Origin of the sequence: Gracilibacillus phocaeensis (genome assembly GCF_900626275.1) — a bacterium.
In the GTDB taxonomy this organism is placed as follows: domain Bacteria; phylum Bacillota; class Bacilli; order Bacillales; family Amphibacillaceae; genus Gracilibacillus; species Gracilibacillus timonensis.
Window position 1 is genome coordinate 709,967 of the sequence record NZ_LR131143.1, and the last position, 14,781, is coordinate 724,747.

11 protein-coding genes are annotated in these 14,781 nt (G+C 41.9%); 3 read left to right on the forward strand and 8 right to left on the reverse strand.

Translation table 11 applies throughout. The annotated features are described in order from the left end of the window. Positions 1-84 precede the first annotated feature (84 nt). Both E0E32_RS07915 and E0E32_RS07920 read left to right on the forward strand, forming a co-directional pair. Positions 85-402 (forward strand): DUF6442 family protein, encoded by a 318-nt coding sequence (locus E0E32_RS07915; protein WP_130859482.1) that lies wholly within the window; start codon positions 85-87, stop codon positions 400-402. Further along, positions 402-620, forward strand: coding sequence for a helix-turn-helix transcriptional regulator (locus E0E32_RS07920; protein WP_130859483.1), 219 nt, complete (start codon positions 402-404; stop codon positions 618-620). Before E0E32_RS07915 ends, E0E32_RS07920 begins: the two co-directional genes overlap by 1 nt. Positions 621-669: 49 nt before the next feature. Here the strand turns inward: E0E32_RS07920 and E0E32_RS07925 are convergent, their stop codons facing one another. Then, complete coding sequence (locus E0E32_RS07925; protein WP_130859484.1) at positions 670-2,787, reverse strand: AlwI family type II restriction endonuclease; 2,118 nt, start codon at positions 2,785-2,787, stop codon at positions 670-672. Then, positions 2,784-4,946, reverse strand: coding sequence for a Dam family site-specific DNA-(adenine-N6)-methyltransferase (locus E0E32_RS07930; RefSeq protein WP_130859485.1), 2,163 nt, complete (start codon positions 4,944-4,946; stop codon positions 2,784-2,786). The genes E0E32_RS07925 and E0E32_RS07930 overlap by 4 nt, the downstream gene beginning before the upstream one ends. Positions 4,947-5,085: 139 nt before the next feature. Here E0E32_RS07930 and E0E32_RS07935 point away from each other — a divergent pair, with 139 nt between their 5' ends. Beyond that, positions 5,086-5,343 carry a hypothetical protein gene (locus E0E32_RS07935; RefSeq protein ID WP_130859486.1) on the forward strand — a complete coding sequence of 86 codons (258 nt, stop codon included), beginning with the start codon at positions 5,086-5,088 and terminating at the stop codon, positions 5,341-5,343. Positions 5,344-5,360: 17 nt separating this feature from the next. Here E0E32_RS07935 and E0E32_RS07940 read toward each other — a convergent pair whose 3' ends face one another. The 6 genes from E0E32_RS07940 to rhaD form a co-directional block, all read right to left on the reverse strand. Continuing rightward, positions 5,361-5,852 carry a DUF4306 domain-containing protein gene (locus E0E32_RS07940; RefSeq protein ID WP_066188944.1) on the reverse strand — a complete coding sequence of 164 codons (492 nt, stop codon included), beginning with the start codon at positions 5,850-5,852 and terminating at the stop codon, positions 5,361-5,363. A 395-nt stretch (positions 5,853-6,247) separates the two neighbouring features. After that, positions 6,248-8,332 carry a DUF5054 domain-containing protein gene (locus tag E0E32_RS07945; RefSeq protein WP_130859487.1) on the reverse strand — a complete coding sequence of 695 codons (2,085 nt, stop codon included), beginning with the start codon at positions 8,330-8,332 and terminating at the stop codon, positions 6,248-6,250. A gap of 15 nt (positions 8,333-8,347) precedes the next feature. Then, positions 8,348-10,780 (reverse strand): glycoside hydrolase family 38 N-terminal domain-containing protein, encoded by a 2,433-nt coding sequence (locus E0E32_RS07950; RefSeq protein ID WP_130859488.1) that lies wholly within the window; start codon positions 10,778-10,780, stop codon positions 8,348-8,350. A gap of 131 nt (positions 10,781-10,911) precedes the next feature. Continuing rightward, the gene (locus E0E32_RS07955) at positions 10,912-12,663 is read right to left on the reverse strand and encodes a class I mannose-6-phosphate isomerase (protein ID WP_130859489.1); all 1,752 of its coding nucleotides are present in this window, start codon (positions 12,661-12,663) and stop codon (positions 10,912-10,914) included. Positions 12,664-12,779: 116 nt separating this feature from the next. Beyond that, positions 12,780-13,508 (reverse strand): GntR family transcriptional regulator, encoded by a 729-nt coding sequence (locus tag E0E32_RS07960; RefSeq protein WP_130859490.1) that lies wholly within the window; start codon positions 13,506-13,508, stop codon positions 12,780-12,782. 162 nt (positions 13,509-13,670) lie between these two features. Beyond that, complete coding sequence (gene rhaD, locus E0E32_RS07965; protein ID WP_434059206.1) at positions 13,671-14,513, reverse strand: rhamnulose-1-phosphate aldolase; 843 nt, start codon at positions 14,511-14,513, stop codon at positions 13,671-13,673. Positions 14,514-14,781 lie beyond the last annotated feature (268 nt).

Here is a 14,781-nt window from a genome sequence, read left to right on the forward strand (position 1 = left end):
TTTACTAAAAGAAAACAAAACTTTACATATAATAATTCCTATTATATAATGAAACATAACCCTTAAACCTTAGGAGGCTTATCAATGAATAACAAAGAGGTCTTAAAAAAGGCGCAACAAGAAAAAAACGATGAACGTGAAAAACAAATTGCAACAAAGGCATTTTATATTGGTTGGTTGAGCGTTTCCGCAATTATAATACTGCTTATTATTTTTCGTTATTTATACAATGAACCCACTAGTGATATTTTGATGATACTAATGGCACAGTTGACTGCTGCTTCTTTTTATCAATATTTCCACATGCGAAATAAGAAGTTATATTTATTTACCGGTATCCTATGTACCATTGCTTTTTTTCTTAACTTCGCAGCCTTACTTAGCCAATATGGAGTGTACTAATGACTGATAAAAACGAACAACTTATACTTAAAAACCGGTTAAAAATAGCACGAGCGGAACGAGATATGTCTCAAAGTCAATTAGCCCATACAGTCGGTGTCTCTAGACAAACAATCGGTTCCATTGAGAAAGGTCAATTCAATCCAACGGCAAGATTAGCTCTCCTATTATGTATTGCATTGGATAAGAAGTTTGAAGATTTATTTTATTTTGATTAATGCTTCAAATTCAATAAAAAGGACAAGGTTGTAACCCCCTGTCCTTTTACTAATCATGGATAATCCCCGCTCGCCACTCCTTATCAAAATTCTGCGACAAGGCAGCAAACGACTGTTGAATCTGATGAAAGAACTCCTGATCATGCTTATCATGGGCCAACATCGTAGCCAGCTCATCGTTCTTCAACGGCATAATCGTCACCGAATCAGCAAACTTTCCTGCTTGGCGCGAGGATTGTAAGGGCACCATCGCCACGGCACGCCAAATATTAATCGTATTCTCATCCAATTCGTCGGCAATAAACAAGGTAGTGACAGGCTTTGGTGCCGATTCGATCGTTAGGTTGGTGGCATGGCGAAGCACCGGCTCCCACTCACCACGTTTCTGCGCCTGCTTATTCATTAAGGTGACCTCCAGCATGACGATCCGATCGCCATAATCAACCACCATATCGCCTGACCCTCCACCAGCATGGGTTTCCGGCTCGAAATCGGCATTCATTGATAGATTGAGGCTGGAAAATAAATCAAACTTCTCTGAGCTGATATGATACCAAGCAATCCCAACGATATACTCGAAAATAGTCGGCACATCCGTACTTTCCGATACCATTTTTTGAATTTTAGCATCATTTCGACGATCTGAAAAAAGCGGCAGAATTTCCAAGATTTTTTCTTTCGGATAATGGTCAGCAATATGCTTTTGAAACGCCCTGCTTGTTTGAGTAAGCAAAGTATTCCGAATATCCTCTTCCTCCGTTATCTGCAAGGCCTGCTTAATCGCCTGGATCGTTGGTTCAACCTGATCCGAAGGGTATGCGACGATTTCCTCCAGCGTTCGATGATGAAAGAAATCTGAAGACTCAATAGCCTGCTCGTACGCCTCACAGGCCCTTTCTGTAGAAGGTCGAAAAATAAGTGACTGGATATCGATCTTATCAAAAACCTTTTGCCAAACATCGCGCTGGGCTAACTCAACAATTTGATTCTTAAAGCGGATCAAACCGGTTACTCGCATCACGCGCTGGGTCACATCACCATATTCCTGGATCTGATCATGACGTTTGGAAGCTTGAAATTGGAGAAAAAGCTTCTCATTGATCCGATCATTTGAGAGAATATCTACCGCTTGATTCTGCTCTAAGAATACCTCCACATCACTGGTCTTCTTTTTATCGAAGTGAAACAGATTTCGTCCAAATCCAAACGCCTTGTTAATCATCGCACGCTTTTTTGGATCAGAAAAGAGTTCCACAAGCTTGTCTAGCTGCTCTGCCTTCCGCTCATGATTAAAAGCAATTAATCGTTGATAAAACTCCCAATACACTTGAATCGCCTGCTCGCTTTTGCCACTAGAGAAGTGGGCAGTAAATAATGCATTGGACATGGGAATTGGTGCTTCAGTGATGTCCTCCCAAGCTTCGCCATGCTGATTATCGATATAATTCCGTTCGGCAACCTGGGCAGCTCCTTCTAAAAAATCTTCTACAAACGCTTGAACATCCACCGGTTGATACGGACTCATCATTTGAACCAAAGTAATAAACAAGTCTTGATGAATCCGTTCATATTTCAATAACAAATAAATCGCCATCCACATCGGTGAATAATAATAATCCCCTTCATTCGTATAGACCCTGAGCTTCAACAACTGGCGAAAGAAAATTAAGTTGGTATCATCAATCGGCAGCAGCTCTTCTAACTGACTGCGACGAAGCTTTTTTCCATGTATCCAGGATTTTCCGATAGGTGATATCCTTCTTTTTTCATCCGCTAAGCCAATTTTCACTAAATTGCTTGAATAATGACGGGCCCTTTTTTCGATATGGGTATCTAATAATTTATACAGTTCTTTCAGCTTCGGATCACGCTTTATGTCCTTGACAGGGGTCTGTTCAAAGGTCTTCTTCACCTCTGGATCCTTCATTGCCTCGATGAAACGATCATAATTGCTATGCTGTTTGAAGATCTCCGGAGAATGTTCAATTGCCAGTTCATAGAAGCGAAATTGGGTATTGGCTTCTGGATAACGGGCCCAAACCTCTGATTCACTCTCTTGATAGATTTGCTCCAGAATCTCGGTATAGATTTTATAGGCATTGATCACATCTTTCCTTCTGCCGTTGGTATCATATAAATTGAAGACCTGCTTTTCTTTAACCTTCATCCGGCTCCCCCTTTAGGCAGCTGCTTTTGATAGTTCGTAATCAAAACTTCCTGTGTCTTGTTATGTTTCGCCTTTGATTGATAGTTGGAATTATTATAATGGTAATCAAGGATATGCATATGGTAATGCTCCGCCCATTTTAACAACATTTGATTCTCCTGTCCTTTATGCAACGATACATTGGATAAGGCCCATTTGGTCCCTTGCTGGTCTAATCGATCGAGAAAATCCAACAAATCCCGTTCGTCTTGCTCCCCCCAGCCGCCATTCTCATTATAGCTGGCGGTGGATATTAAGTAAGGCGGGTCCAAATAAACGAAATCCTCCTTGCCGATTTGATCAATCTCCCGAAAATCCTTGGTAGAGAACACAAAAGACTTTGCTTGTAAGGCATCCATAAAGTGGATGAGTTTCTGTTCCATCCGGCTGTTAAAATCACGCTTGCCAACAGGTAAATTATAAGCACCTTTGGCATTAAAACGGATCTGGTTGTTGAACCCATAGACTAATAACACATAAAAGACAATCGGCTTCAGCGGATCCTGATCATAAACACCTTCGTTATAATCCCTGCGTAGTCGAATGAATTTCTCTTTATTATAAGCTCCCATCCCTTTTGCCGAATCCAGACCATAAAAACGATAGCCTTTATTCTTGGTATCGGATAGTTGATACGTAGCAATAATGCGCTCTACCATTGCCAGCACTTCATCTTGCGGTGTTTTCGCTAGAAGTTCATATAGCTCAATCACCCGTTCCTCGCGATCATTGATCCACACCTTCCCATTGGGTGTTGCATTAATGCCGACGTTCGCCCCACCAGCGAAGATATCAATAAAGTTTTCATACTGATCAGGAAATAACGGGAACAACTGAGGGAGTAATTTATATTTTCCACCAGTATAATTAATCGGTGACATCGTGTAATCCGTCTTGACAGCTGGTGCTTGTTCACGAGCACCCACTTCACAGACATAAAGTAATTCTTTATGGTCTTCAATATTCGTTTTCCCCGTTGTAAAGGCTTGGAACGGCGTTTCATAAACGGTCACCTGTCCGCGTTTTTCTAGTGAACTCATAATCTCTTCATTAGAAATCTTCGCATTTGAGCGGCCATTGCCCTTTTGCGCCATATTATTGTAAGAGACTACAATATATTTCGCATCAATATGCTGAATCAAATCATCAAAGGCGAGAGGAGCCTGTTTGGTGGAATATTCGCTCTTTAAGGATTGACGATCGACCATCTTCTTGGCCACCCCGGCAACCTCTGGCTTTTCCCACTTGGCAATGTTTTCCATCAAATGATAGGCATCGCCATATTGCCGCGAGTTATAAGGGGTATCAATATAAACAAGATCGGCCTTAATCTCACGAACCAATTGATTCGCATCTTGACAATACAGACCATTTTTTCGATTATGATGCAGTTCGGGCACTCGTAAATGTAGTGGCTTCAGACTGTCCAATTTCTGACGATAAGCGTCGTAATGCCCCACCGTATTTGCTACCTTATCCATGGCGTACAACAAAGAAGTAATCAAAAAAGCCTTCTCCCGCTCATTCACGTCTTGAAGTTGTTCGATTCGTTCACGTACTGCCCCAATCTTACGAGCATTTTCTGGTGAAAAATAACTGCCACCAAAATGGAGCGAGACATAATTATCTTGCTCCGTGTCAAACCGATTAAATGCCTCAATATAATCAGTAATCTTCTCATAGTCTACCTGTTCATCGCTGAACCAGGTGAGGTAGGCGAGATAGTTAGAATATAAGATATCGTTGACGATCACCTTTTTTCCTTGAGCTCGAAAGATATCAGCCACCGCTCCGGTTCCGGCAAATATATCGGCAACACTATGTATATCGGAAGTATGCTTGGCAATCGTCTCCTCAATAAAATGGAGAATCTTCTGCTTCGAGCCTAAATAACGACGATTGATTAATTTCAGTTTCTCGGTTGGTTGCTGTGGTGTTTGGTTGTTTTGTTGTTCTTTTATATCCATCAATTGTTTAATCTGCCTTTCGTTATCTTCTGACCAGTTAAACCAGCCGCGCCAGTCTTTATGTGGCATACGTAGTAACCCTTCATTGATCCAGTTATGTAAGGTCTGCCGACTGATCTGGTACTGTTCTTCGATTTCTTTGGTAGTTTTCATCGCTTTCCCCTTTTTTTGCAACTATGCATCTTATGTTTTTTACAGTCTATTATAGCATAAAATGAATAGATGGTGATATGGTGAATTGGAAAACAGTTGAGCGGGGCGATGTTATTTATCTAATAAAACCTTTAGTGGGATGACGACCGTTTCGACGCTTTCCCATCAGATTTTGGCCGTCATTTCCAGGATGACGCCCATTTCAGCGCTTTTTCCTCGGATTTTGGCCGTCATTTCTGCGATGACGCCCATTTCAGTGCTTTCCCCTCAGATTTTGGCCGTCATTTCTGCGATGACGCCCATTTCAGTGCTTTCCCCTCAGATTTTGGCCGTCATTTCTGCGATGACGCCCATTTCAGTGCTTTCCCCTCAGATTTTGGCCGTCATCTCAAGATAACGACATTTGTTCTGCGCCTATACCGGGGAAGCTGTACCATTTCTATACACCATATTTTTAATAAAGGGTCCTGTGAGGTAACCCAAACCAACTATAAAAACGATGGTCGAAAATAAAATCGTTCCTACTGTTAGCGTACTAAACATCCAGAATGCTGCTACGATGAACAAACCACCTAGTAAATAACGCAGCTTACGAATGAATTGATATTTTGTTTCTAGACCCCTTAATAGAATATAAAGTCCGTATAACAAACAAACTAACGAAATGACAGGAAATACAGGTCGGAATTTAATCGCATAGATAAAAAAGTCAACATTTACGATATCTGTTGGGAGATTAGGATTGGTATACAAAAAGTGAGTGAACTTTGTCGAGCTATTCCACTCCGTATTATCCATCAGCAAAAAACTACCCTCGTATAATGCAAACCATAAGAATATCACAAAAAAACTAAAACTAACGATTAATCGAAGCATAACTTTTCCAGTAATAGTGAACACCTCCATTAGGATTGATTTATGTTCATTGCGATTTAGTCACTCCAAAAAACCAATAATTTTTCGTTATCCTTGGGCATATCTAATCTAACCCCCTGCTTGCGAACTGTATTCATTCAAGTATAGCATCCATTTTCTGATTTGTAACAATATGTATTTGTATAGTTAACAATTATTACAAGGGATATTCAAAACAACATATCCCTTAACATATGGCAGAGCAAAAACATTCTCCGGCAAACAGGCTGCTATTTATCGTATTTTTGATCATAGGGTCAACCGCTATTTCTAGTAGAAGGTATCCATACAGCTTTGTCGCTACTTTTCACATCCGAGATGGCAAGCTTCATTTTTATCCAAAAAAATAAGGCGCCTCACCTTAGATCAGACGCCTCCAACTTCCCCTAATACACCTGTAAATCTACCTCCAACCGATAACACATATCCCCCTCATACCAAGCTGGGAAGTTGGTTCCCCATACATTGTTATACAGATTAATAAAAATCCCATCATTTAAAGAAGGCTGGGCATTATCAAATAATAACAAGCTGCGGCGTCCAAAGGAGAATAATGGTGCTTCCTGAGAACGGATGGCAAGCTTGCCCTCTATCCCGCTATAGGTTAGTCCCTCTTTCGACAGGGCATGCATATTACGATTGCCATTTCGAACCACTTGATACGGGGACAGTGGTTGATCAAGCTTATCCATCTGCCAGCGGTATGGATTGGCAACCGATAAAGTCGTTTCCAGCCAGTAAGCTTCCGGCATGCGGTTGGCATCTTTATCTTTCATTCGCAATTCTGCTTGTAAAGTCTGTTCAACAAGGTCTAACTGATAACGGAGTCGTACTTGTGACGGCAAACCATAGCTGCGAACATCCCATTCATGAAAGGCCAAATCAAAATAGAAAACAACTTGATCTCCCTCCTGTGTAAACGATGATTTTTCCACATACGGATAGATGAGCTCATGGCGAATTTCTGCATAGGCCTCTATTCCCCTTTTGGCGAAATCTACTAACGCCCAAGAGCTCGTCCATCGAGTCAGTCGGCTGTACTTACTTAAAAATTGATTGAAATCAGCAAAATCAAAGCGTTGATAGGATAATTCACCAAATCGTTTCCCATCCGCCAGCAAGGAATGCTGCTTCACTCGCAGCTCTTGTAAGGCGCCGCTTGCTGTAAAGGAAAGCGACACATCCCCAAACTGATATAGCTTCCCAGCAACGACAGACTGGTTAGCGACTGCAATCGGTGTAATAGTTGCTTTCAGATCGGCAAATGCTGCTTTCGCTTGTCGCTGTTGTTCGACAGAGAGGCTTGCCACAGCCTGTTCCAGATAACGATCCTGTTCCTGCCATGTTTTTTCATAGAGGTTGTAAGAACGCTTATGCGCTTGTTTGACATCGTCAATATTTGTGCTGATGGAAGTCATCAGGTCGAAAAAATCTTTCCCGGTTTGCTCACGATGAAAAGTTATCTTATCCTGAGCACGAGCCTGATGAAAATCGTCGATTAAATAGTTACGATAATCAGGTAAAAAGACATTCCCATTACCGCCCCAGGTATGCTCTGCTACCAGCAGCAATTGCTCAGAGAACTGGCGGTAGCTGGTACTGTCTCTTGACAGGCTGCCTTCTTCCAACCATTGATCCCGCAGGCGCAATAAGCATTGATACTTACTAATTTTAGCAGGTGCAGAACCTACACCATGAATCCACGTATCGGCTATCTCCTCTTCTATCACAGGTAGTGAATCTTTTTTCTGCCAGGCAGCTTGAGCAAAGGCATCTAAACTCGAAGCTATAATTTCGGCTTCTGGATACTGCTGTTGTAGTTGTTGATGAAGTAACCGCACCTCTTCTGCGTCAGCCGGAGGACCTTGATTATCATGACTATGAGCAAAATAGAGCAGGTCCTCCCATCCTTCTCGTTCAAAGGTCTGTCCATAATCTTTGGCGTAGTGCACTATAATTTCTGAACCATCGCTTGCCCTCCAGACAAATAACTCTGGCACATCTGGCACTGCGGAGCTGGCATTGACACCAATATGCAAATACTTCAGACCTGCTTTTGCCATCAGAGGAACCATCGCGATCGTATGGCCAGGGACATCGGTCATTTTGGCAGCAATCGTTTCCTGATCAAATCGATCATCTAATGCTTGTGAAATCGAAAGTCCATATTCAAACAGCTCGCGATCCATTAACTCGGTATGAGTAGTTACAGGAAGACCATGCCATTTAATCGTACCCGCCTCAATTGCCGTTATTAATCGTTGTTTCGCTTCTTCCGTCACGGATTCATGCCTTAAGTAGTGATCAATCAACCAAGAACCCGTAGTCCAAGTAAATTGACCGGGCAGCAACTCACCTATTTCAACTGCCCGTGGGATAAAATCATGGAGGTACGTCTCCATTACTTTTTCCGCAAGATCGGTAAAACCAATATCCAAATGTGTTTTAAACACCACGTGTAACGTCTTCATGACCAAGCTCCTTTGTTATTCAGGATTAATCGGGAATGCCACTAAGCCTTGGTTAAGCTGCTGACACTTTTCCATTAATTGTGCCGGGCTTTGTTGTTCTGTCACAAGATATAGCTGATAATCGAACTCATAAAAGCCGGACAAATCCACCTTAAAATTGGTTTCCCAAAAGTTATTCATCACCCAGGAGTAAACTGGCTGTTGGTTTTTCTCATGGAGCTTAGGGTTAGCCAGTTCCACCGGATGATGTGCCAGCGAACCTAACGTAATGAGTGGCGTATCTTTGATCGCAACTACAAAGGCGCTCTCGTCTCCCGTAAAGGCAAGCCCATTCTGTAATGAATAAAATTCGGTATTCGTTCCGGGCAATTGATCGATCACTGGTCGAAGCATGGCACCTGTCTTTTCAATAAATAATTCGCCATTTCTTCTCATCTGAAACGGTAAGGCTATATAAAGATTCTCTGGCGCCCACTCATTCTGCTTCTGAATTCTAACGGTTACAGCTATCTTAGGTATGTCTTTGTACAGCTTGAGCAGAACGCTGTAAGCTTGAGTACCTGCCAAGTCAAAGTCCATTTGCAGCATGGTAAATAAATCGCCATCTTTGGTCACTTCAATGTGCTTCAAATGGGCATGATGACGCTCTGCCAGTCGTCCTTTACGATTTCGCCCCATTAGCCTTCTCTCGGTACAGGCATCCGTTGTAATAGGTGTCTTTTCATACACACCAGCAAAAGGTGTATAAGGAGCGTCTTGATGAATCAGTTCTTGATCGTTCCATTTATCCCATAGGGAGGTGATCCCTGTTGTTTGATCGAAACTTATGCGATAATGTTCCGACTCCAGCACATGGGTATTCGGAATACCTGCATATCCTGGGTAAGCAGCCAAATCCTCCACTCGATCGGTACCGATATGGGCATAATTCTTTATCCTCGGTTGCTTAGGCACATCGGCTTTTACCAATTTTACAACTCTTTCTTCCTTGGCTTCTAATGAAATAGCAAATTCAATCTGCACGCCGCTGGGTATCGAGGTAAGCTGGGCAGTAAGCCGCTCGTTTGTCTGGCAATCCATCACATCTACGACCTTTTCCAAATCTCCTGCCAAGTACCTGCCATCAATATGTTCCCAATGCTTAATAGGCACCATCGCATAATCTGTCACTGGATGGTCGTGCGGATTGACCACTTTGAAATATTTCTCCCGATCAATAGACGGCGGCACTTCTCCCCTATGACGAAGCACTTGATCTAGCTGCTGAGAAAGAAAACGATTGGCGTTAATCGCATAAGCTGCTTTACGATAGTCTAAATCATTAACGAGTGTATTCCAGGGCTCGCTGACGGACGAGGCATAACCCCAGGTATGCTCCGCATATAACATCAATTGGTACTCCGCCTCCTGAACAAGAGAACCTTTGTTGCACTCCGCTTGTGGATCTAGTTTCTGCGTCAGATGATATTTTCGTTGTGCATCTCGATAAATCTTCGTCGGTGCAGGTGTAGAGCCTACCCCATCTGCCCACCAGTCCGTCCAATCACCGGCATATACCGGCAAATCCAATGCTTGCCCACGAAGAAAAGTGAAAAACTGGTGCAAGGTAATCAGTTCGATCTCTACTTGGTCTCCATGTTTCTCATTCCAGCAGTGAATCATTTCGATTAAACGCGGATTAGGCGGTGAGTTATCGGTCATAATCCCCGAAATCATATTGGGGACAAAATCGAATGGATACCCCTCTTGTTCCAGATTATCCAAGTATGCAAAAATACGTTGTTCGGCTACCTCCAGCTGGTCTTCTAATGTGGTCATTTCCGCACCATCATCGATGCGAAAGCTATTCGGAATCAGCATAAAATCATTGCCGATTTGATAATGATCTCCATTCCAAACGAGCACCTTATTTCCCTTAGGCGTTTCCCACCAAAATGGAATCTGCTTTTGATACAGTGGAAACATGCCATGATGGGTATGTAAACACGAATATAGATTGATAATGCCGTTTTGATACATCGTTTCTGCATATCCCCAGGAAAAACCATTGATATCTGCAGTCATCGCGGAATCTAAGCCAAGCTGATACTGATTTGAAAAAGCCCTTCCCTTTTTAAACATGTGATCTAAAATATCGTTATCGACCAGCTCCGTCATATTCAAATAGGTTAAGGAAATATCGATCTTTCCTGCTTTCACATAATCAATAAATTTCTGCTTATCTCGCGTCTCAGCCTGTTCAAAAAAGCGCTCAACTTGCCAATAGTTTTCACATGTCCACTTGTACCCCTGCCATTCTGGACGGGAGCCATTTTCGCTCGCCTCCAAAATGTCGATGACGGCTTTGATATAATCGACGTGATGTTGTTCAATCTTTTCTTGCCTGTCGGTATAACCAATATCAGTGTGCGAATGATGGATTAGTTGCAGTTTCCATTTTTTGCTCATTTTTATTCTCCTTTTGTGAACCTTAGATTCGTTGACAATCAACAATTGTAATATGTGTCAGCAGCTTTGCTGAATGGTAACTCCATTCGGTTCGCCCTCACCTGCAGCTCAACATACGGATTTTCCTTTGCTTATGACGTTAAATGGTACTGCTCAGCACCATCTCGAACAAACGCTTTGATCGTCATTAGTTGTTCATCCATACTTTTCCCAGACGGCTGAATGGTATATTGCTTCACGCATGCCGGGATAATAAAGGTTTCTCCGTAGTGTACAATAAAAGGCTCAAAGCTATTATCCAAACTTTCAATAACTGCCTCTTCCCCCTCCACCAAATTCAGCATATTCACACTGCCATGGGTTTGGTGTAGTACCTTACCGGTAAACGTGTGCCTTCTCGTTTCAATAAACTCTGTTTGATGCAGGCCGGTACGTTCTTCCCTCCAATGAGAATGTTCTGCTATCACCTCAAATGGGTTGCATAACTCTCGTTCCACCCAATCCTGATCACGTGATATAACCAAATTAGGTTCACCGTGGTTGATGTGCACAGGACGCGGTAAACCATCTAGCCCTACTCGCTCCCAATCCCAAAGTTTAAAGGTAAAGCGATTAGGCGTAGCACTAATCTCAAGCACCACGGTATCGGCACCCGCACTATGGATAGTGCCTGCCGGGATCGAATAATGATCATGCTTTTTCACCGATCTCTGATAAATATATCGTTCATCTGGAAAGCGATCGCCGCTTGCGAAAGAATACTGCAATGCCTCCACTAAATCTTGTTTATCGGTACCATTTTGCACCCCTAAGTAAACCGAAGCTCCCTCCTTGGCCTCCATTATGTAATAGCTCTCATCCTGGGTATAGGACATATCAAACGTTTCTTGTATATATGCTAGTAAAGGATGTACCTGCAGGCTTAAGTTACCTCCGTCTACCGTATCAAGATAATTAAATCGGATCGGAAATTCTTTGCCAAAACGGTAATAAACACTCTCTCCCAATAGAGCAATAGGCTGAAAAAAGACTAAATTATTGGCCGGAATCTCCATCCTTATCTTATCGGTTCTTAACACGATACTATTTTCTTCTGGTACTCCATCAAAACACCAAGCCAAATTCGGGCGATCTTGACCAACTTGAAAGGTTTCCTGCAGCCACTCGCCTCCCCATATACCTGGTTCAAAGAAAGGAACCAATCGGAAGGGACGTGCAGCCACCTGTTTTAATGCTTCAAAATAAGCAGAAGCCTCTAGCATAACAGGTTGATTAGGTTGATGGGTATCTAAGAAATAATCTACTGAAGCAAACCATTGCTGTTTGAAGCGATCAGCCATACGCCACTCAAAAAAATAGCCACGCTTGGTCATACGCAAAGGATCCTCTCCCGCATTATTGGCTTGCCAATTACTATAGTCACCAGATTGATAGCGTTTTTGGATTTCCCATCTGGAAAGATCGGCATAAATGAGCAAATCAGCTGTATGGAGCAATGAAGCACCTACCCCATAAATCACAATGGTTTGATGACTTTTTAGAGCAGTTATAATTTTTTCCTGTAGTGTCTGCTGGCGTTCTTTATCAATAAAGTCCTGCAGTTGATGATGGCTAATCACTCCAAAAACACGATCATCCGTTAAATAATCCTCCACCATAGTCGTAACCTGTTTCGGCGGATAAAACTGTTCTGACGCCTGAATAATGACTTCTGGCTCTAAAGGTGTAATCAATTGCTCCAATAGCTCTTTTTCATCAACAGTCGGATAACATTCTAGAACAATGACCCTGCTTTTGTTCGATCGTATTTGATCTTGAATCGCTTGATATCCCGCAACTCCTCCCGCTACATTAACTCTCGTCTCTGGAAAAGCATCATACACATAACATACCCCCATAATTGTTCTTTTGTTATAACATTATAGCATAGGATAAAGGGTTCTCATTGTCTTTTTAAAAAGGCTCTGTCCCAAGGGATTACAGGGTTTGTTATAGAAATTCATTCCGGATTAAAATCCAAGTAATAACGATATTTTTTGCCTATATAAAAACATTCGGTATATTCATAAAAATCATCTGATACTTGTGAAGTAAAACGAACCCGTTTCAGCACTGGTTCTGTAGCCTTTATTTTCAATTTCCGCTGCACCTCACGATTGGGCAAGACTGCCTCCACATATTCTCTTTCCTGATCAATTACAATATTTTTGGTGCGTAAATAGGCATAAAAAGAGGTATAATAATCCTGCGGGTCTAAAGAATAATCTCGATCATAGGGAATATAGGTAATAAAGTAGGCAAAAACGGCGTCTTCATCACCTCTAACCCGCTTTAACACGAATATCTGACTGCCTATCTCTATGTTTAGAAACTTGGCTACACGCTTATTCGCATTTGCTAGCTGAACATCAACATCTACCGTTTTGGCTAATTTACCTCGCTCTTGCAATTCTTGGGTAAAACCTTTGACAACGGTGAAGTGATCCTCCTCCTGAAAGGCTTCTTTGACAAACGTCCCTTTCGAACGAATACGAATTAATAAATCTTCTTTCATCAGCTCATCAATGGCCTTACGTATCGTAATTCGACTTACGTGATGGATGGCACAAAGCTCCATTTCGGTTGGTATTCGTGCTCCTTCTGGCCATTTTTCGGTTTGAATATTTTGCCGCATCTCGTCTGCCAACTGAGCATATAACGGATATGCCCCTTTACTATCCATTTTCATCAAAAAACTACTCCTTTCGTCATCATCACTAGACATAGTGTCCTGTGTTTTTTCACTAAAGTCAAGTTGCAGCATTTTTTGTGATATGGATTAGAAAGCATGGCTGATAGTAGTGTATGATGCAAAAAAACCTGCTCATATACTGAACAGGTTATCGTTTGATTAAATAAAATCAATATTTGGCTTTACTCCAAAAGCCCGCGCCAAAGCAATCAATTGCTCGTCTGTAATTTCTTGTTTGATACCGCCTTGATGGGCACTTGTCAGCATGTATACTTGCGCCGCCTTTTCCGCTGTCTCGATTAATCCGAATGCGTCATCGATTGCATTTCCTGCACCAAAGATTCCGTGGTGCGGCCACACAACTAAGCGATATCTCTCCATTTTTTCTGCTGTACGGTTGCCTATCTCATCCGTGCCAGGGATCATCCACGGCAATATGGCTATACCCTCAGGAAAAACAACGATACATTCCGTACACATTTTCCACAGGGTTTTGCTGAAAGTTTTCTCGCTTAATTCATGGGTAAATGTCATAGCAATAATATTTGTTGCGTGATTATGCATGATAACACGATGGTCAGAATCTTGTCTTAACCTGGCAATATGACTTCTGAAATGGGCTGGTAATTCGCTTGTCGGCTTACCATCTCCCGTTAATCCCCAAAGCAGATCAACACTGTCACCACTCTCACTAACACGCATAATCCCTAGACATTCTGAAGGCTTTGACGTCACATTTTTAAAAAACTTACCAGAACCAGTGACAATAAAAAACTGATTAGCCAGTTCCTTTACAGGAAAATCTAAGATAATATTACGTAAGACGCGACTCGTATCTAAGTAGGGCTTTACTTCATCCTCTTTTAAAAGGTAACTGATATTGCCGCCGTTTCGCTCATCCCATCCAAAGCGCCACATATAATTAGTAATTTCCATCATTTCGGTTACAAATGGTGCATCTAACGCTAGCAAATCATCTGGAACTGCTTGGCTCATTTTCATTTCAATCGCCCTCCATCATTGATGTTATATCTTTATTATAACTCAACAACAAACACAAACAAATACAAACGGAAAAATAATCTTCATTTGTGTTTGTTTTGTGTCTGTCAATGATAGATTCAAGTAAGACTTATGAACAGCGTAAGCGATCAATAACCAAGTATCTATAAATGCAGCATCACCTCCTGTACACTTATGGTAAGACAAAGATACAGGAGGTTTTTCTATTTGATTGTTAATTTAAAGCAAGCGAAAGGGTTTTATATTG

What these genes read in the sequence shown, in the direction of transcription:
- E0E32_RS07915 (WP_130859482.1), top strand. Translation starts at nt 85, where the DNA reads ATGAATAACAAAGAGGTCTTAAAAAAGGCGCAACAAGAAAAAAACGAT.
- E0E32_RS07920 (WP_130859483.1), top strand. Translation starts at nt 402, where the DNA reads ATGACTGATAAAAACGAACAACTTATACTTAAAAACCGGTTAAAAATA.
- E0E32_RS07925 (WP_130859484.1), bottom strand. Translation starts at nt 2,787, where the DNA reads ATGAAGGTTAAAGAAAAGCAGGTCTTCAATTTATATGATACCAACGGC.
- E0E32_RS07930 (WP_130859485.1), bottom strand. Translation starts at nt 4,946, where the DNA reads ATGAAAACTACCAAAGAAATCGAAGAACAGTACCAGATCAGTCGGCAG.
- E0E32_RS07935 (WP_130859486.1), top strand. Translation starts at nt 5,086, where the DNA reads ATGACGACCGTTTCGACGCTTTCCCATCAGATTTTGGCCGTCATTTCC.
- E0E32_RS07940 (WP_066188944.1), bottom strand. Translation starts at nt 5,852, where the DNA reads ATGGAGGTGTTCACTATTACTGGAAAAGTTATGCTTCGATTAATCGTT.
- E0E32_RS07945 (WP_130859487.1), bottom strand. Translation starts at nt 8,332, where the DNA reads ATGAAGACGTTACACGTGGTGTTTAAAACACATTTGGATATTGGTTTT.
- E0E32_RS07950 (WP_130859488.1), bottom strand. Translation starts at nt 10,780, where the DNA reads ATGAGCAAAAAATGGAAACTGCAACTAATCCATCATTCGCACACTGAT.
- E0E32_RS07960 (WP_130859490.1), bottom strand. Translation starts at nt 13,508, where the DNA reads ATGAAAATGGATAGTAAAGGGGCATATCCGTTATATGCTCAGTTGGCA.
- rhaD (WP_434059206.1), bottom strand. Translation starts at nt 14,513, where the DNA reads ATGAAAATGAGCCAAGCAGTTCCAGATGATTTGCTAGCGTTAGATGCA.